The sequence below is a fragment of the Rathayibacter sp. AY1F3 genome, assembly GCF_002931975.1.
In the GTDB taxonomy this organism is placed as follows: Bacteria; Actinomycetota; Actinomycetes; order Actinomycetales; family Microbacteriaceae; genus Rathayibacter.
Map to the genome: position 1 here is coordinate 37,386 of NZ_PSVF01000016.1, position 15,303 is coordinate 52,688.

The window sequence follows — 15,303 nt, forward strand, 5'->3', positions numbered from 1 at the left end:
GGGGCGTCTGCACTCTCCGCCCACAGCATCCCTCCCGCCGGCGCGAGGAGGGGACGGTGCCGGGAACGACGGAACCCCCCGCCTCTCCGAAGAGAGACGAGGGGTTCCGATCAGTGTGTCCGAGGGGGGACTTGAACCCCCACGCCCTATACGGGCACTAGCACCTCAAGCTAGCGCGTCTGCCATTTCCGCCACCCGGACGAGTGTTTCCTTCGACCTGCGTTTCCGCGGCCGAAGAAGACATTAGCACGGTTCCGGAGCCTCTCACGCCACCTCCCGGCCCACCGACCTCCGCGCGCCGTCGAGCCCGCGCCGGTACCGTTGCCCGCATGTCCGACAGCATCGACAGCGCGCCCGTGACCGACAGCACCCTCGACGAGACGGCGCTCATCGCGCGCGATCTCATCCGCTTCGACACCAGCAACTACGGCGACGGGAAGGCGGAGCCGGAGCGCCCGGCAGCGGAGTACGTCGCGGCGAAGCTGCGCGACCTCGGCCTCGAGCCCGAGCTGATCGACTCCGACCCGGGGCGCACGAGCGTCGTGGCGCGGGTCGCGGGGGAGGACCGCGAGCGCGGCGCCCTCGTCGTCCACGGGCACCTCGACGTGGTGCCCGCCATCGCCGACAACTGGAGCGTCGACCCGTTCGGCGGCGAGATCAAGGACGGCATGCTCTGGGGCCGCGGCGCGGTCGACATGAAGAACATGGACGCGATGATCCTCGCCTCGCTCGGCGACATCCTCCGCGAGGGGAGGCGCCCCTCCCGCGACCTCGTCATCGCCTTCTTCGCCGACGAGGAGGCGGGCGGCGTGCGGGGATCGGGATTCCTGGCCCGTGAGCGGCCCGAGCTGTTCGCCGGAGCGACCGAGGCGATCAGCGAGGTCGGCGGCTACTCGATCGAGCTGGCCGGCAAGCGCGCCTATCTCGTGCAGACGGGCGAGAAGGCGCTGATGTGGCTGACCCTCCGCGCGCACGGCACGGCGGGGCACGGCTCGCAGATCAACTCCGAGAACGCCGTCACCCGGCTGGCGCAGGCGATCGCCCGCATCGGAAGCGAGGAGTGGCCCACCCGCCTCACCGACACCACGCGCGAGCTGCTCGACGAGGTCGCCCGCCTGCTCGGCCACGACCCTCAGCGCAGCACTCCGGAGGAGCTGGCACTCGCCACCGGCACCGCCTCGCGCTTCATCGCCGCGACGCTGCGCACCACCGCCAATCCGTCGATGCTGTCGGCCGGCTACAAGGCCAACGTCATCCCGGACACCGCGGAGGCCACCATCGACGTGCGCGTCCTCCCCGGCGAGGAGGATTCCGTGCTCGAGCGGCTGAAGGTCCTCGCGGGCGAGCACGTCGACATCCTCGTCCAGCACCGCGACATCGGACTCGAGGTGCCCTTCGCCGGCCCCCTCGTCGAGAGCATGGCCGCCTCGATCCGCCGGTTCGATCCGGGCGCCGAGGTCCTCCCGTACCTGCTCTCCGGAGGCACCGACAACAAGGCGCTCTCGACGCTCGGCATCACCGGATACGGGTTCGCGCCGCTCCAGCTGCCGTCGTCCCTGGACTTCCCGGCGCTGTTCCACGGGGTCGACGAGCGCGTTCCACTGGACGCACTAGTGTTTGGCAGGAAGGTCCTGACCGATCTCCTGCTGAGCTCCTGACGGCGCCGCGGACCGGGTCAGCACCGACCGATCCCGACCGACTGCTGGCCGACGACGCCCCAGCCCTCCTCGAAAGTGACGCATGGGCCTGCTCGACGCGCTGATCCTGGGACTCGTCCAGGGTCTGACCGAATTCCTCCCCATCTCCTCCAGCGCCCACCTCCGGATCGTCAGCGAGCTGCTGCCCGGTCTCGGCGGCCGCGACACCGGAGCCGCTTTCACCGCGATCACGCAGCTGGGCACCGAGACCGCCGTCATCATCTACTTCTGGCGCGACATCGTGCGGATCGTGTCGCACTGGGCGCGCTCCCTCGTCGGCCGGATCCCGCGCTCGGACCCGGACGCCCGCATGGGCTGGCTCATCATCCTGGGCAGCCTTCCGATCATCGTCCTCGGCCTCGTCTTCCAGGACGCGATCGAGACGACCCTCCGCTCCCTGTGGGTGGTGGCCACCACCCTCATCCTCTTCGGAATCCTGCTCGGCATCGCCGACGCGGTCGGCGCGAAGAAGCGCCGCCTGCGCGACCTGGGCGTCCGCGACGGCCTGATCTTCGGAGGTGCGCAGGCGCTCGCCCTGATCCCCGGCGTCTCGCGCTCGGGAGGCACCATCACCGCCGGCCTCTTCCTCGGCTACGAGCGCAAGGCGGCGGCGCGCTACTCCTTCCTCCTCGCGATCCCCGCGGTGTTCGGCAGCGGTCTCTACCAGCTGTACAAGAGCATCAGCGACCCGGTCGTGCTCCCGAACCAGGTCCAGGTCGGCGGGCTCGAGACCCTCGTGGCGACCATCGTCGCGTTCGTGGTCGGCTTCGTCGTGATCGCGTTCTTCATGAGCTACATCTCCCGCCGCAGCTTCCTCCCGTTCGTCGTGTACCGCATCGTCCTCGGCGTCGTCCTGATGGTCGCGCTCGCCACCGGCCTGATCGCCGCCTAGATGCGCGCCTGGACCGCCGCCGACGTCCCCGCCCTGCCCGGCCGGGGGAGCGCACCGCGCCTGCACGACACCGCGACCGCCGGCCCCGTCGAGCTCGACGCGCCCAGCGGAGTCGCGAGCCTCTACGTCTGCGGCATCACGCCCTACGACGCCACCCACCTCGGGCACGCGTCGACCTACCTCGCCTTCGACACGGTCCAGCGCGTCTGGCTCGACGCGGGCTACACGGTCGAGTACACCCAGAACGTGACCGATGTCGACGACCCGCTGCTCGAGCGTGCGACGGCCACCGGCGTCGACTGGCGCGACCTCGCCGAGGAGCAGGTCGAGCTGTTCCGCGGCGACATGGCCGCCCTGCGCGTCCTGCCTCCGCAGCACTACGTCGGAGTCACCGAGACCGTGGATCCCATCGCGGAAGCGGTCGCCCGCCTGGAGCGCGACGGCGTCGCCTACCGCGTCGCTGCTCCGGACGCGGCGGAGGAGGGCGCGAGCGACCTCTACTACGACATCGCCGCGGCCGAGAGCGCCGTCTGGCACCTGGGCAGCGAGAGCCGGCTCGACGCGGAGTCGATGGCCCGCCTCTCGGCGCTGCGCGGGGGCGACCCGGAGCGCGCCGGCAAGCGCGACCCCCTAGATCCGCTGCTCTGGCGGGCCGAGCGCGCCGACGAGCCCGCCTGGGACGCCGAGGTCGGCCGCGGCCGTCCGGGCTGGCACATCGAGTGCTCGGTGATCGCCCTCGACCGGCTCGGACCCGAGTTCACCCTGCAGGGCGGCGGCAGCGACCTGGTCTTCCCGCACCACGAGTTCAGCGCCGGCCACGCCGCTTCGCTGTCCGGCCGTCCTCTGGCCCGCGCCTACGCGCACGCCGGGATGGTCGCCTACCAGGGCGAGAAGATGAGCAAGTCGCTCGGGAACCTGGTGCTGGTCTCCCGTCTGCGGAGCGAGGGCGCGGACCCGCGGGCGATCCGCCTCGCGCTCCTCGCGCACCACTACCGCTCCGACTGGGAGTGGCTGCCCGAGGACCTGCCGTCGGCCGAGGCGCGCCTGGTGCGCTGGGAGGCGGCCCTCGCCGCCGTGGGACCGCGCTCGGCGCTCGAGGTGCTGGCGCAGCTGCGCGAGGCGCTGGCCGACGACCTCGGCACTCCGGCCGCCCTCGCCGTCGTCGACGCCGCACTGACCGAGGGCGTGGACGACCCGTCGCTCCTGCGCGACGCGGTCGACGCCCTGCTCGGGGTGCGCCCGGCCTGAACCCCTTAAGGCTCGAGTTCCGTACGGCTCGAGTTCCGTACGGCTAGAGTCCCGTAAGCCTCGAGTCCTCTACGGCTCGAGTCCCGTCAGGGGCGAGTCCCGTCAGGGGCGAGTCCCGTCAGGGCGGCCCGGAGTGTCATCGGTCGGGAACAGTCCAGTGATCGACGACCGTCTCGGACGAGCGGGCGCCGGCGGAGGCTACGGCCGCCAGGGCTCCTCGCCGGAGCGGCCGTCGCCGCGGCGGCGCAGGTAGCGCTCGAACTCCTGGGCGATCGCCTCGCCGCTCGCCTCGGGCGAGTCGACGGTGTCGCGCGCCTGCTCGAGCTGGGCGATGTACGACGCCATCTCCTCGTCCTCGGCGGCGAGGGCGTCGATGCCGCGCTCCCACTCCTCCGCCTCCTCGACGAGGTCGCCGCGGGGGATCGCCAGGCCGACGACCTCCTCGAGCTTCTCGAGCAGCGCCAGCATCGCCTTGGGCGAGGGCGCGTTGTGCACGTAGTGCGGGACGGAGGCCCAGATCGAGACGGCGGGGATGCCGACCTTCTGCGCGGCCTCGCCGATCACGCTGAGGATGCCGACCGGCCCCTCGTAGCTGGAGCGCTCGAGCTCGAACGAGCTCCGCAGCTCCGCGTTCTCGCTCGAGGCGAAGATCGAGATCGGCCGGGTGTGCGGGACGTCGGCGAGCATCGCGCCGAGGAAGACGACGGCGGAGATGTCGATCGCGAGCATGGCGTCGACGACCTCGGCGGCGAAGCTCTTCCAGCTGCGCGAGGGCTCGGTGCCGATCATGAGGTACAGCGCGCTCTCGGCGTCGACCGAGGTGTCGGCCGGGCCGAAGATCTGGGTGCCGGGCCAGGCGAGGCTGCGGCGGCCGTCCTCGCCGATCGAGAGCATGGGGCGGGTGTACTGGAAGTCGTAGTACTGCTCGGCGTCGACGGCGAACAGGGGCACGTACTCCCCGGCGTCCTTGACCAGCCGCAGCGCGCCGCTGGCGGCGTCCCCGGCGTCGTTCCAGCCCTCGAAGGCCACGACCAGGACGTTCCCCGTGATCACGTTCATAGGCAGGATCTCCGCGTTCGGCTCGATGTGCGGGGAGCGCACACCGCGCCTGTCCCTCCGTCCAGGATAGGACCGCCCCCGGCCGCGCCCGTCCCGTCCGGCGGGATCGGCCGCGCTGTTCGCTCTCGGCCCGCGGCCGGGGAGGGGCGCGGCCCTGCCGGTACCATGGTCGCTCGTGACTCCCGAGACCTCCGCCCGGCCGCTGTCCTCCGAGTCGCTCGGAGGAGCGTCCGCCCCCGCCGCCGTCCTCTGGGACATGGACGGGACGCTCGTCGACACCGAGCCGTACTGGATGGCGTCGGAGCACGCGCTCGTCTCCTCCTTCGGCGGAGTGTGGACCCACGAGGACGCGATGGGACTCGTCGGCTCGGGCCTGCCCGCCGCCGCCCACATCCTGCAGGGCAGGGGCGTCGACCTCTCCGTCGACGCGATCATCGACCGGATGACCGACGAGGTCGTCGACCAGCTGGCCGTGAGCATCCCGTGGCGACCGGGCGCGCTCGAGCTGCTGCACGCCGTGTCCGAGGCGGGTGTGCCGCAGGCGCTGGTCACGATGTCGATCTCGCGGATGGCCGCGGCCGTCGTGGACCGGATCCCGTTCCCCGCCTTCGCCGCCGTCGTCAGCGGCGACATGGTCGAGCGCAGCAAGCCCCACCCCGAGGCGTACCTCCTCGCCGCGAGCACCCTCGGTGTCGACATCACCGCCTGCGTCGCGATCGAGGACTCCCTCACGGGCCTCGGCGCGGCCGTCGCCTCCGGAGCCGCGGCGATCGGCGTCCCGCACCAGCTGGAGCTGGATCCCGCCGCCCCCTACGCCCTCTGGCCCACTCTCGCGGGCCGCACCGTCGCGGACCTCGCGACGGTGTCCTCCGAGCACCGCGGCTCCGGCCCGGCCACGACCGAGACGGAGGCCCGCCGATGACCGGTGAGGCACTGCAGCATTCCGGACCCTTCCGCGCGGGGGACCGCGTCCAGCTGACGGGACCCAAGGGGCGGATGAACACCATCACGCTCGTTCCCGGCAAGGTGTTCCACACGCACCGGGGCGGCATCGAGCACGACACGGTGATCGGGCTGCCCGACGGCTCGGTGGTGACCAACACCGTCGGCGTCGAGCACCTCGCGCTGCGCCCTCTCCTCGCCGACTTCGTGATGTCGATGCCCCGCGGCGCGGCGATCGTGTACCCGAAGGACGCGGCCCAGATCCTCGCCCTCGCCGACGTCTTCCCCGGCGCCCGCGTGGTCGAGGCCGGTGTCGGCTCCGGCGCGCTCTCGCTCTGGCTGCTGCGGGCGGTCGGTCCGACCGGCCGGCTGTCGTCGTTCGAGCGGCGCGAGGAGTTCGCGGATGTCGCACGGGCGAACATCGAGACCTTCCTCGGCTATACGCCCGACAACTGGAGCGTCACCGTCGGCGACCTCGTCGAGGCGCTGCCCGGCACGGTCCCGTCCGGCGAGGCCGACCGCGTCGTGCTCGACATGCTCGCGCCCTGGGAGTGCCTCGACGTCGCCGCCGACGCTCTCACGCCCGGCGGAGTACTCCTCTGCTACGTGGCCACCGTCACGCAGCTCTCGCGGACGGCGGAGGCGATCCGCGCCTCGGGCCTGTTCACGAACCCGTCGTCGAACGAGACCATGGTCCGCGGCTGGCACGTCGAGGGCCTCGCGGTCCGGCCGGACCACCGGATGATCGGCCACACCGGCTTCCTCATCACCGCTCGCCGGCTCGCTCCGGACACCGTGCTCCCCGAGCTCAAGCGGCGCCCGTCGAAGACGGACTTCAGCGACGAGGACGTGGAGGCCTGGACCCCCGGCGCGCTCGGCGAGCGCGCCGTGAGCCCCAAGAGCCTCCGCAAGCGGGTCCGCGAGTCCGCCACCAGCGCCGAGCTCTCCCGGGCCCGCGGGTTCGGCGAGGAGACCGCGGAGCCCGACGACGAGGGCATCCTCTAAGCTGTTCCCGGCCTCCGGGCCGTCTCCACCTCGGGCGTCACCGCTCCCCTTCTCTCGAATCGAGGACCCGTGCGCAGGACCACCGCGCTCATCGCCGGCATCGGCATCGTCGCCGCTCTCACCGGATGCACCGCGTCCTCCTCGCAGGCGGACTGCGACGCTCCGTTCTCCTCCGGCGACTCCTCGGCGGCGGTCAGCGCCACGGGCGACTTCGGAGCGAAGCCGGACGTCAGCGTCCCGACGCCGCTGAAGGCGGACGGCACGCAGGTCAGCACCCTCATCGAGGGCTCGGGCGCACCGCTCGAGAAGGGCCAGCTCGTCACCATCGACTACACCCTGGTCAACGGCGCGGACGGCACGGTCCTCGAGACCTCGCCCTACGACGGGTCGAGCACCGCCCGCTTCGGCGTCGGCGGAGCCGGGCTCGTCGGCCTGAACGAGGGCCTCCTCTGCACGCAGGTCGGCTCGCGCGTCGCCATCGCGATCGCCCCCGAGGACGGCTTCGGCCAGTCCTCGTCGCAGCTCGGCATCTCGGAGGACGACACGCTCGTGCTCGTCGCGGACGTCCGCGAGGCCTCGCTGGCCCGCGCGAACGGCGCCGCCCAGCCCGCGCCCGACGGCTTCCCGACGGTCACGCTCGGCGACGACGGACGCCCGGGGCTCGCGAAGCCCTCGGGCGACGCACCGTCCGACCTCCGCATCGCCCAGCTCAAGAAGGGCGACGGCGACGTCGTCGCCGAGGGCGACCAGGTCGTCGTGGCCTACACCGGCTGGCAGTGGAGCGACGGGAAGGTGTTCGACTCCAGCTGGGAGAAGGGCGCTCCCGCCGTGTTCACTGCCGCCGACGGCTCGACCACCCAGGGCGGAGTCATCGCCGGATTCGCCGACGCCCTCATCGGCCAGCCCGTCGGATCCCAGGTCATCGCGGTCATCCCGCCGGACCAGGGCTACGGCGACCAGGGCTCCCCTCAGGGCGGGATCCCCGGCGGCGCGACGCTGATCTTCGTCGCCGACATCCTCGGAAAGGTCTGACCGGGCCCGGCCCTAGACTGGAGGGCGTGCCTTCCGACGCCCCGTCCTCGAGCCGCGTCCCGGCCGAGGAGCGTCTGTTCAACCTCGTGCTCGCGCTCGTCGCGGCCGAGAACGGACTGACGAAGGCCGACGTCCTCTCGACGGTGCAGGGCTACCGGCAGCGGGTGGGCCGGGGCGACCGGACCTCGCTCGAGCGCCAGTTCGAGCGCGACAAGGACGACCTGCGCGAGCTGGGCATCCCGATCGAGACGGTCGACGCCCCGGGCGACCCGGGCAACACCCAGACCGTCCGGTACCGCATCGCGAAGCGCAGCTACGACCTCCCGGCCGACCTGACCTTCGATCCGGAGGAGCTCGCGCTGCTCCGCCTGGCCGGGGCGGTCTGGCGCGAGGGGACGCTCTCGGCGGAGTCGCGGCGCGCGCTGATCAAGCTGCGCTCGATCGGGGTCGAGTCCGTCGACCCCGTCATCGGCATCAGCCCCTCGATCCGGGTCCGCGAGGCTTCGTTCGAGCCGCTCAACGCCGCGCTCGACCGCGGCCAGGTCGTCCGCTTCCCCTATCTGAAGCCCGGCGGCGAGGAGCCGCGCATGCGCACCGTGCAGCCCCGCGCCCTGGTGAACCACCAGGGGCGCTGGCACCTCCACGGCTGGGACGAGGGCGCCGAGGGCACGCGGACCTTCCTCCTGTCGCGGATCGTCGGGCCGGTCGCGTCCACCGGCCGCACCGCGCCTCCCGCGGAGGGGGACCACGCGGCGACCGCTCTCGCCCAGCTCGACGAGATCCTGCAGCGCAACAGCGCGCTCCTGCGCGTCGCCCCCGACTCCGACGCCGCCCTCCGTCTCGGCGGGCGTGCCGAGGCCGAGGGCGAGGGCCAGGGCCTGCTGCGCCTGCACTACACCGACCCGGACGTGCTCGCGGACGAGCTCGCCGGTCACGGTCCCGAGGTGCGGGTGCTCGAGCCGGAGGAGCTCCGCCGCCGCGTCCTCGACCGCCTCCGCCGCACCCTGGACGACCATGGAGGGGATCCCCGTGGCTAGACCCCGCTCCCTGCAGGCGCGCGACCGACTGGCCGTCCTCCTCTCCCTCGTTCCCTACCTGCTCGACCGGGGTCGCGTCTCCGTCGCCGAGGTCGCCGCGCACTTCGAGATCCCGGAGGAGGAGGTGCGCCGCGCGGTGCGCCTCATCGCCGTCTCGGGCATCCCCGGCGAGACCGCGCAGTACCAGGCGAACGATCTCTTCGACATCGGCTGGGACGACTTCGAGGAGAACGACCACGTCGTCCTCACCCACCAGGTCGCGATCGACGACTCGCCGAGGTTCTCGGCGCGGGAGGCCGCCGCCCTCATCGCCGGCATGCAGTACCTCGCAGCGCTGCCCGAGAACCAGGGCAACGACAGGATCGCCTCGCTGATGGGGAAGCTCGCACGCGGCGCCTCCTCGGCCCCGAGCGCGGTGGCGGTCTCGCGCGGCACGGGCGCGGACAGCGCTGTAGCGCTCCTGCGGACAGCGATGGGCTCGGCGACGCAGGTCGCTTTCGACTACCGCAGCGCCCGCGGCGAGACCGAGTCCCGGCTCGTCGACCCCTTCGTGCTCGAATCGGTCGACCGGGACTGGTACCTGCGCGGATGGGACCACCTCCGCGAGGGCGTCAGGACGTTCCGGGTCGACAGGATGCGCTCCCTCCGCGACACGGGGACGCCGATCGTCCGGCGCCGCAACGAGGTGACCCTCTCGGAACGGCTCTTCGAGGCCTCCGCCTCCGATCTCGTCGTGGACCTGCGCGTCGCTCCCAGCGCCGTCGTGCTGCTGGGCGACTACGCGGCCGACGCCGAGTTCCCCGATCCCGTGCCGGGGGAGGAGGACCACGGTGTCCTCGTCCGTCTCCGCGTCGCCCATCTGGAGGGACTGACGCGCCTGGTGGCGTCGTTGGCGGGTCTCGTCACCGTGGTGGCACCCCCCGAGGCGCGCACCGCGGTCGCGCACTGGGCGGCCTCCGCGCTCGCCGCGAACGAGGGGGAGCCGTCGTGACCTGGTGGTCGTGGATCCTGATCTGGCTCGGCCTCGCGCTGGGCGCTCTGGCGATGCTGGTCCTCTTCGCCCTCTCCTACTGGCGCAAGGGGAAGGTGCTCCTCGGACAGCTGTCCGAGGTCACCGCGAAACTCGAGACACTGAGTCCTGGAGTGACGGACGACCTGCCGCCCCGTCCGCCCTCGTCGCTGTTCGCCGATCGCGACGACGTGAGGCGTGCGCACGAGGGCCGACGTGACGCACGTCGCGACAGGATCGATCTCCGCCGGTCAGGACGGGTCGAACGGGGTAAGCTCCTCGTACACCGCAACCGACAAGTGAAGTGAGTCTGCAATGTTCGCTGGCCTCCAGGGGTGGCACCTCCTCATCATCCTCGCCGTGATCCTCCTCCTGTTCGGTGCGCCCAAGCTCCCGCAGCTGGCCCGCAGTGTCGGGCAGTCGATGCGGATCTTCAAGAGCGAGGTCAAGACCATGAAGGACGAGGACGGCACCGAGCGCCGTGAGTCGACCGAGGGGACCACCGGCACGGTCGCCGGATCCACCGGCACGACCACCGGCACCGGCACCACCACGCCGCCCGAGTCCCCGCTCAAGTAATGACGTCCGTGGCACCGAAGAAGCCACGGACGAAGCGGACGAAGAACCCCGACGGGCGCATGTCGCTCGGGGCGCACCTCGTCGAGCTTCGCAACAGGCTCTTCAAGTCGGCGATCGCGATCGTCATCGCGTGCGTCGCGGGGTGGTTCGTCTCGGAGTGGGTCTTCGAGGCCCTCAAGGCTCCGATCTCCGAGGTGGCCTCCACCCAGGGCAAGGAGGCGATCCTCAACTTCCCGACGATCGCCGGTGCCTTCGATCTGCGGCTGCAGATCGCCATCACGGTGGGCATCGTCCTGGCGAGCCCGGTCTGGCTCTACCAGATCTGGGCGTTCCTCGTCCCGGGCCTGACCCGCAAGGAGATGCGGTACGGCCTCGGCTTCATCCTCACCGCCATCCCGCTGTTCTTCGCGGGCTGCGCGGCCGGCTGGTTCGTTTTCCCGCACATCGTGGAGCTCCTGACGAGCTTCACCGGCAGCAACGCGGCGAGCTTCCTCGACGCCAAGATCTACTACGAGTTCGTTCTCAAGCTCGTGCTGGTCGTCGGCATCGCCTTCGTGCTGCCCGTCTTCCTGGTGCTCCTCAACTTCCTCGGCATCCTCCCCGGCATGCTGATCCTCAAGTCGTGGCGCATCGCGATCATGGCGATCGTGCTCTTCACGGCGATCGCGACCCCCGCGGCCGACCCGATCTCGATGTTCCTCCTGGCCATCCCGATCATCTTCCTGTTCTTCCTCGCCTGCGGGATCGCGATCCTGCACGACCGGCGCGCCGCCAAGCGCCAGCTGGTGTTCGACGGCAGCCCCTCCGACCTGCCCGCGTGACCGGACCGTCTCCCGCCGAGCGGTTCGCCGCGTTCCGGACGCGCCAGGGCCACGCGAGGGTCGAGGCGTTCCGCTCGACCCTCGCGTTCGACCTCGACCCCTTCCAGTACGAGGCCTGCAGCGCTCTCGACGACGGCCACAGCGTCCTCGTCGCCGCGCCCACCGGCGCCGGCAAGACGGCGGTGGCCGAGTTCGCGATCCACCTGGCCATGCAGGACCCGACGGCCAAGGTCTTCTACACGACGCCGATGAAGGCGCTGAGCAACCAGAAGTTCCAGGAGTTCGTCGAGGACTACGGAGCCTCCGAGGTCGGTCTGCTGACCGGCGACTCCAACGTCAACGCGCGCGCCCGCATCGTCGTGATGACGACCGAGGTGCTGCGCAACATGCTGTACGCCGACTCGGACCTCCTGCCTGACCTCGCCTACGTCGTGATGGACGAGGTGCACTACCTCGCCGACCGCTTCCGCGGCGCCGTCTGGGAGGAGGTCATCATCCACCTCCCGCAGCGCGTGCGGCTGGTCTCGCTCAGCGCGACCGTGTCGAACGCCGAGGAGTTCGGCGACTGGCTCCAGACCGTCCGGGGCGAGACCGAGGTCATCGTCTCCGAGGAGCGGCCCGTCCCGCTCGACCAGCACGTCCTGGTGGGCGGCAAGCTGGTCGACCTCTTCGACTCCTCCGGTCGGGCGGCGACGAACCGGGTGAACCCCGAGCTCGCCCGCATGGCCCAGGGCGGCTCCCGGGTCGAGCGCGGCGGCAGGGGCGGCCGCAACGGCCGAGGCGGTCGCGGCCGCTACCTGGAGCAGCGCACCGAGGAGCTCGTGCTGCGCTCGGAGGTCGTCGAGATCCTCCGCGGCAAGAACCTCCTCCCCGCGATCTTCTTCGTCTTCAGCCGTGCGGGCTGCGACCAGGCCGTGCGCCAGGTGCTGCGGTCGGGCGTGCGACTCACCGAGCGCCACGAGCGCGACGAGATCCGCGCGATCGTCGAGGAGCGGTGCCGGACGATCCGCGACGAGGACCTCGCGGTGCTCGGCTACTGGGAGTGGCTCGACGGACTCCAGCGGGGCGTCGCCGCGCACCACGCCGGGATGCTCCCCGCCTTCAAGGAGGTCGTCGAGGAGCTGTTCCTGCGCCGGCTCGTGCGCGTGGTCTTCGCGACCGAGACGCTCGCGCTCGGCATCAACATGCCCGCCCGCACGGTCGTCCTCGAGAAGCTCGAGAAGTTCAACGGCGAGGCGCGCGTCCCGATCACACCGGGGGAGTACACCCAGCTCACCGGCCGGGCGGGCCGTCGCGGCATCGACGTGGAGGGCCACTCGGTGATCCAGTGGCGCGGCGGGATGGACCCCCAGGCGGTCGCATCCCTCGCCTCCCGGCGGACCTACCCGCTCAACTCCAGCTTCCGCCCCAGCTACAACATGGCCGCGAACCTGATCGAGCAGTTCGGGCGGGTGCGCACGCGCGAGATCCTCGAGTCGTCGTTCGCGCAGTTCCAGGCCGACCGGTCCGTCGTCGATCTCGCCCGCCGGGTCCGCCAGCAGGAGGAGTCGATGGCGGGCTACGTCACGGCGATGCAGTGCCACCTGGGCGACTTCGAGCAGTACGCGGCGATCCGCCGCGAGATCGGCGACCTCGAGCGCCGGGGCGCGGTGCGCGGCGAGTCCGCGTCCCACGCCGAGCGCGAGAAGCGCCAGGGACAGCTCACGAGCCTGCGGCGCCGGATGAAGGCGCACCCGTGCCACGCCTGCTCCGACCGCGAGCAGCACGCGCGCTGGGCCGAGCGCTGGTGGAAGCTGCGCCGCGAGACCGACGAGATCGAGCGCCAGATCCGCTCGCGCACCGGCGCCGTCGCCCGCATCTTCGACCACATCACGGATGTGCTGCTCGAGCTCGGCTACTTCCGCCGGGACGAGGTCGGCGAGCTCTCGCTGACGCCCAACGGTCGCACGCTCCGCCGGATCTACGGGGAGCGGGACCTGCTCGTCGCCGAGTGCCTCCGGAAGCAGGCGTGGACGGAGCTCGATCCGGCCGGCCTCGCAGCGATGGCGTGCTGCCTGGTCTTCGAGCCGCGACGCGAGGAGGGGACGCTCGGCGAGCAGTTCCTGCCCCGCGGCGCGTTCCCCGAGGCGCTGGAGAAGACCCAGCTGCTGTGGGCCCGGCTCGACGACGTCGAGCGGGAGCACCGCCTGCCGGGCAGCAACCCGATCTCGACGAGCCTGGCGCTGTCGATGAACATGTGGGCCAAGGGCATGCCGCTCGACATGGTGCTCCGCGAGTCCGACATGGCCGCCGGCGACTTCGTGCGCTGGGCGAAGCAGACCATCGACCTCCTCGACCAGCTCTCCGTCGTCGCCGAGGGCAAGGTCGGCCGCGCGGCCCGGACCGCCCTCGACCTGGTCCGCCGCGGCATCGTCGCGTACTCGACCGTCGCATGACGCCGGTCGCTCCTCCGCCCGACGGGCGGACCGTTCCGCTGTGGGTGGCGCTGCCCCTCGCCGCCCTCGGCGGCGCCGTGCTCGACCGCGGCTTCCCCGACTCCGATGTCTGGCCGCTGGCGATCGTGGGCGCCGCGGCGATCCTGTTCGCGCTGGCGGGGCGCGGCTTCTGGAGCGGGAGCCTCGTCGGCCTCGTCGGTGGAGCGGTCTTCTGGGGTGTCCACATCGAGTGGCTGACCCTCTACCTCGGCCCGGTCCCGTGGGCGGCCCTCGCCGGCCTGCAGGCGATCTTCTTCGCGCTCTCCGCGGGGCTGATGGCGGTCGTCTCCACGCGCGGCCACCGCGTCTGGACGGGACCGCTCGGCCGGATGGTCGGCCTCCCCGCCCTCCTGGCGGCGCTCTGGATCGGGCGCGAGTCGATCACCAGCGTCTGGCCCTACGGCGGCTTCGCCTGGGGCCGCCTCGCGATCTCGCAGTCCCTCGGCCCGCTCGCCGGTCTCGCGGCGTGGATCGGCTTCGCCGGCCTCGGCTTCGTGGTCGCGTTCCTCGCCGCCGTGCTCGCGCAGGCCGTCCGCGAGATGTCCGTCCCGGCCTCCGCTCGCGTCAGCGCTCTCGCGGGCTTCGCGATCGTGGCGCTGGTGTTCCCCGCCTGGCCGGCACCGACGGAGGGCACGACCCGGATCGCCGCCGTCCAGGGCGACTCCGATGCGGGCCTGTTCTCGCAGAGCTACCGCGGGCAGATCCTCGAGGACCACACCTCGGCGACGCTGCCGATCCTCGATCAGGACGTCGACATGGTGGTGTGGCCCGAGAACGGCGTCGACATCGATCCGACCCGGAACGCCCAGTCGGCCGCCGTCCTCGACTACCTCAGCCGGACGATGGACGCGCCGTTCATCGTGGGCACGATCACGAACCCCTCGGACGACGTCTTCTACAACAGCTCGCTGCTCTGGAAGGCGGGGGAGGGGGCGACGCAGGTCTACGACAAGGTGCATCCCGTCCCGTTCGCCGAGTACATGCCGGACCGCGCGTTCTGGCGGATGTTCGCTCCGGACCTGGTCGACCTGGTGAGCCGGGACTACTCGATCGGCACCCGTCCCAACGTCTTCGACGTGAACGGCGTCCTCGCAGGCATCGCGATCTGCTTCGACATCTCGGACGACGCGCTGACGAACGCGATGGTCGACGGGGGAGCCCAGGTCATCCTCGGGCAGACCAACAACGCCGACTTCGGCCGGACCGACGAGAGCGTCCAGCAGCTCGCCATCGCCCGCCTGCGGGCCATCGAGACCGGGCGCAGCGTGGTCAACATCTCGACCGTCGGGACGAGTGCGATCATCGGGCCGGACGGCGCGACGATCGACTCCCTGACATGGTTCGAGCCGGGTGCCATGGTGGACGAGGTCCCCCTCAGCTCCACCACGACCCCGGCTCTGTTGTGGGCGCGAGACCTCGGCTGGTACTTCCTGGCCGCCGGTCTCATCGGCATGGTCTCGTTCGTCCTCAGGACGCGCGAGCCGCGACGCCGTTCCCGCTGACCGGCG

At 71.7% G+C, this 15,303-nt stretch carries 14 protein-coding genes and 1 tRNA gene; 13 read left to right on the forward strand and 2 right to left on the reverse strand.

Features of this window, described 5'->3' with window-relative positions:
- Nucleotides 1-116 precede the first annotated feature (116 nt).
- Nucleotides 117-201, reverse strand: a tRNA-Leu gene (locus C5C39_RS10965).
- Between the two features lie 128 nt (nucleotides 202-329).
- Between C5C39_RS10965 and C5C39_RS10970 the strand changes: the two genes are divergently transcribed.
- The 3 genes from C5C39_RS10970 to mshC all read left to right on the forward strand — a co-directional run bounded on the left by C5C39_RS10970 (nucleotide 330) and on the right by mshC (nucleotide 3,837).
- A complete protein-coding gene (locus C5C39_RS10970; RefSeq protein ID WP_181072774.1) occupies nucleotides 330-1,658 on the forward strand; it encodes a M20/M25/M40 family metallo-hydrolase in 1,329 nt (442 codons plus the stop codon).
- An 82-nt stretch (nucleotides 1,659-1,740) separates the two neighbouring features.
- On the forward strand, nucleotides 1,741-2,589 hold the full coding sequence (locus C5C39_RS10975; RefSeq protein WP_104222008.1) for an undecaprenyl-diphosphate phosphatase: 849 nt from the start codon (nucleotides 1,741-1,743) through the stop codon (nucleotides 2,587-2,589).
- Nucleotides 2,590-3,837 (forward strand): cysteine--1-D-myo-inosityl 2-amino-2-deoxy-alpha-D-glucopyranoside ligase, encoded by a 1,248-nt coding sequence (gene mshC / locus C5C39_RS10980; RefSeq protein ID WP_104353384.1) that lies wholly within the window; start codon nucleotides 2,590-2,592, stop codon nucleotides 3,835-3,837.
- Between the two features lie 198 nt (nucleotides 3,838-4,035).
- Here mshC and C5C39_RS10985 read toward each other — a convergent pair whose 3' ends face one another.
- The gene (locus C5C39_RS10985; RefSeq protein WP_104222142.1) at nucleotides 4,036-4,896 is read right to left on the reverse strand and encodes a proteasome assembly chaperone family protein; all 861 of its coding nucleotides are present in this window, start codon (nucleotides 4,894-4,896) and stop codon (nucleotides 4,036-4,038) included.
- A gap of 175 nt (nucleotides 4,897-5,071) precedes the next feature.
- Here C5C39_RS10985 and C5C39_RS10990 point away from each other — a divergent pair, with 175 nt between their 5' ends.
- The 10 genes from C5C39_RS10990 (at nucleotide 5,072) to lnt (ending at nucleotide 15,297) form a co-directional block, all read left to right on the forward strand.
- The gene (locus tag C5C39_RS10990; RefSeq protein ID WP_258075822.1) at nucleotides 5,072-5,818 is read left to right on the forward strand and encodes an HAD family phosphatase; all 747 of its coding nucleotides are present in this window, start codon (nucleotides 5,072-5,074) and stop codon (nucleotides 5,816-5,818) included.
- Nucleotides 5,815-6,843 (forward strand): tRNA (adenine-N1)-methyltransferase, encoded by a 1,029-nt coding sequence (locus C5C39_RS10995; RefSeq protein WP_104262927.1) that lies wholly within the window; start codon nucleotides 5,815-5,817, stop codon nucleotides 6,841-6,843. The genes C5C39_RS10990 and C5C39_RS10995 overlap by 4 nt, the downstream gene beginning before the upstream one ends.
- Before the next feature lie 69 nt (nucleotides 6,844-6,912).
- The gene (locus tag C5C39_RS11000) at nucleotides 6,913-7,875 is read left to right on the forward strand and encodes an FKBP-type peptidyl-prolyl cis-trans isomerase (protein ID WP_104237455.1); all 963 of its coding nucleotides are present in this window, start codon (nucleotides 6,913-6,915) and stop codon (nucleotides 7,873-7,875) included.
- A gap of 26 nt (nucleotides 7,876-7,901) precedes the next feature.
- Nucleotides 7,902-8,912, forward strand: a complete 1,011-nt coding sequence (locus C5C39_RS11005; RefSeq protein WP_104262925.1) for a YafY family protein — start codon at nucleotides 7,902-7,904, stop codon at nucleotides 8,910-8,912.
- The gene (locus C5C39_RS11010; protein ID WP_104283651.1) at nucleotides 8,905-9,903 is read left to right on the forward strand and encodes a YafY family protein; all 999 of its coding nucleotides are present in this window, start codon (nucleotides 8,905-8,907) and stop codon (nucleotides 9,901-9,903) included. Before C5C39_RS11005 ends, C5C39_RS11010 begins: the two co-directional genes overlap by 8 nt.
- Nucleotides 9,900-10,229 carry a hypothetical protein gene (locus C5C39_RS11015; protein WP_104232604.1) on the forward strand — a complete coding sequence of 110 codons (330 nt, stop codon included), beginning with the start codon at nucleotides 9,900-9,902 and terminating at the stop codon, nucleotides 10,227-10,229. The genes C5C39_RS11010 and C5C39_RS11015 overlap by 4 nt, the downstream gene beginning before the upstream one ends.
- A 7-nt stretch (nucleotides 10,230-10,236) precedes the next feature.
- The gene (gene tatA, locus C5C39_RS11020) at nucleotides 10,237-10,500 is read left to right on the forward strand and encodes a Sec-independent protein translocase subunit TatA (RefSeq protein WP_104222022.1); all 264 of its coding nucleotides are present in this window, start codon (nucleotides 10,237-10,239) and stop codon (nucleotides 10,498-10,500) included.
- Entirely contained in the window at nucleotides 10,500-11,321 is an 822-nt protein-coding gene (tatC, locus tag C5C39_RS11025) for a twin-arginine translocase subunit TatC (RefSeq protein WP_374952911.1), read from the forward strand. The genes tatA and tatC overlap by 1 nt, the downstream gene beginning before the upstream one ends.
- Nucleotides 11,318-13,756 carry an RNA helicase gene (locus tag C5C39_RS11030; RefSeq protein WP_104353385.1) on the forward strand — a complete coding sequence of 813 codons (2,439 nt, stop codon included), beginning with the start codon at nucleotides 11,318-11,320 and terminating at the stop codon, nucleotides 13,754-13,756. Before tatC ends, C5C39_RS11030 begins: the two co-directional genes overlap by 4 nt.
- Nucleotides 13,753-15,297 (forward strand): apolipoprotein N-acyltransferase, encoded by a 1,545-nt coding sequence (gene lnt / locus C5C39_RS11035; protein ID WP_104353386.1) that lies wholly within the window; start codon nucleotides 13,753-13,755, stop codon nucleotides 15,295-15,297. Before C5C39_RS11030 ends, lnt begins: the two co-directional genes overlap by 4 nt.
- Nucleotides 15,298-15,303: the final 6 nt, after the last annotated feature.

Bases quoted from the DNA above. Each gene is read 5' to 3' on its own strand.
- C5C39_RS10970 (WP_181072774.1), top strand. From the start codon at position 330: ATGTCCGACAGCATCGACAGCGCGCCCGTGACCGACAGCACCCTCGAC.
- C5C39_RS10975 (WP_104222008.1), top strand. From the start codon at position 1,741: ATGGGCCTGCTCGACGCGCTGATCCTGGGACTCGTCCAGGGTCTGACC.
- mshC (WP_104353384.1), top strand. From the start codon at position 2,590: ATGCGCGCCTGGACCGCCGCCGACGTCCCCGCCCTGCCCGGCCGGGGG.
- C5C39_RS10985 (WP_104222142.1), bottom strand. From the start codon at position 4,896: ATGAACGTGATCACGGGGAACGTCCTGGTCGTGGCCTTCGAGGGCTGG.
- C5C39_RS10995 (WP_104262927.1), top strand. From the start codon at position 5,815: ATGACCGGTGAGGCACTGCAGCATTCCGGACCCTTCCGCGCGGGGGAC.
- tatA (WP_104222022.1), top strand. From the start codon at position 10,237: ATGTTCGCTGGCCTCCAGGGGTGGCACCTCCTCATCATCCTCGCCGTG.
- tatC (WP_374952911.1), top strand. From the start codon at position 10,500: ATGACGTCCGTGGCACCGAAGAAGCCACGGACGAAGCGGACGAAGAAC.
- lnt (WP_104353386.1), top strand. From the start codon at position 13,753: ATGACGCCGGTCGCTCCTCCGCCCGACGGGCGGACCGTTCCGCTGTGG.